The organism is Dyella sp. 01N36, from assembly GCF_056399745.1.
In genome coordinates, this window is sequence record NZ_JBFTRY010000341.1 from 1 (window position 1) to 1912 (window position 1912).

The 1912-nt window shown below is 65.6% G+C and carries 1 protein-coding gene; it reads right to left on the reverse strand.

From position 1 onward, the window contains the following. Positions 1 to 1254, reverse strand: a 1254-nt coding sequence (locus AC1DMG_RS21875; protein ID WP_477181126.1) for a sugar porter family MFS transporter, incomplete at its 3' end; no start/stop codon positions are given. Between the last annotated feature and the right edge of the window lie 658 nt (positions 1255 to 1912).

Here is a 1912-nt window from a genome sequence, read left to right on the forward strand (position 1 = left end):
CAGCGCAATGGCGCGGATCCGGTTGGGGAACATTTCGCCCAACAGCACCCACACCATCGGGCCCCAGCTGAGGCCGAAGAACACCACGTAAGCGTTGGCGGCAACCAGGGCCACCATGTTCCACGGCGCCGGCAGGCTCAGTGTGGCGCCGCTGCCGGTGGCCTGCGAGAAGCACCACGCCATCGCGCCGAGGGTGACGGCCATGCCGGCCGAGCCGATCACCAGCAGCGGTTTGCGACCGATTCGATCCACCAGCGCAATGGCGACCAGGGTCACCAGCACGTTCACCACCGAGGTGGCCACCGTGATGGAGAACGAATCGGCTTCGCTGAAGCCCACCGAATGCCACAGGGTGGACGAGTAATAGAAGATGACATTGATGCCCACGAACTGCTGGAACACCGACAGCAGGATGCCAATCCACACCACCGGCAGCAGGCCCAGGCGCGGTCCGCGCAAGTCCTTCAGGGTGGGGCGGTATTCCGAGTGCAGGCTCTGCTGGATGTCCTTCACCTTGGCATCGAGGGCAGCCTCGTTGTGCATGCCCAGCACCTGGCGCAGCACGTCCTTGGCTTCCGCCAGGCGACCCTTGGCCACCAGGTGGCGCGGCGATTCGGGCACGCCGAGCACCAGCGAGCCGTAGATCAATGCAGGCACCACGGCGACCAGGAACATCCAGCGCCACGCGTCCAGGTTGAACCAGAGCTTGTGCGAGGCACCGCCCGCCGTACCGGCCAGCCATGCATCGCTCAGCAGCGCGGCAAAGATGCCAAGCACGATGGCCAGCTGCTGCAACGAGCCGAGCCGGCCGCGCACGGCGGCAGGCGAGATTTCCGCGATATAGGTCGGCGCGATCACCGAGGCCACACCGACGCCGATGCCGCCCACCAGGCGCCAGAACACCAACAGGCCAACGCCGTTCACCAAACCCGCGCCCAAGGCGCTCAGAGCCAGCAACACGGCCGCCACCTGCATCGCGCGTACTCGGCCGACGCGGTCTGCGAGCGGGCCGGCGTACCACGCACCAGCAGCAGAACCTAGCAGCGCGCATGACACGGCGAAACCGATGTGGGCTGCATCCAGCCCGAAATTGCCGCGCACGGCGTCGACCGCGCCGTTGATCACGGCGGTATCGAAGCCGAACAGGAAGCCGCCAAGTGCAGCGGCCGCGGCGATCAAGACAACGCGCGCGGTGGCGTGTTGCCCAAGGTCACCGACGGAGTTCGTCGACGTCGGTGTGGAATTCAGATTCATTGCCTCTCCCCAATCCAGAGTCCGGCGATTCTGCGCTGGCAGTGCCGGTTTATTGAAGTGAATACGTATGCATCAGAGTGGGCGGGATGTCGAGCTTTGGGGGTTGGGATGGGGATGTTGCGGGTGCATTGGGAGGTGGGGTGKGGGGTGGTGGGTTTTGTGTTGCTCCGCAGCATGATTTTTTGAGGCGGCACGCTTGCTCGTCATCCCGGCGCGGGCCGGGACCCAGATGTGATGCGCTTTGTTGTCGCGATACCTCGACCTGGCTCGCCTGCCGCGGGCTTCCGTGCCGCTGCCGCGGCCCGGGTCACTTTTCTTTGCTTGCCCACGCACGCGCTTCGAGCGCGTGCGAACGGCGAAGCCGGCCCGCAGGGCGGAGGGCAGGATGCCCGGAGTAAAGAAAAGTAACCAAAAGAAAGGGCCCCCCGGATGACGCGCCTTCCGGGCCGTTGGCCCTCCAGGTGCGCGGTCGGGTTACGGGGTTTTTCGACAGGACATCCCTGTCCTGTCGAAAAACTGGCCGCATCCATGCGGCCACCCTGCGGGCTTTCCTCCACCCGCCCGCCGCGTCATACGGGGACCCCGGGGGCAGGAGCCACATCAAGAGCCACATCAAGAGCCGAACGCCCACCGTGCCGGTCGGCAGTTTGTCTGTTGT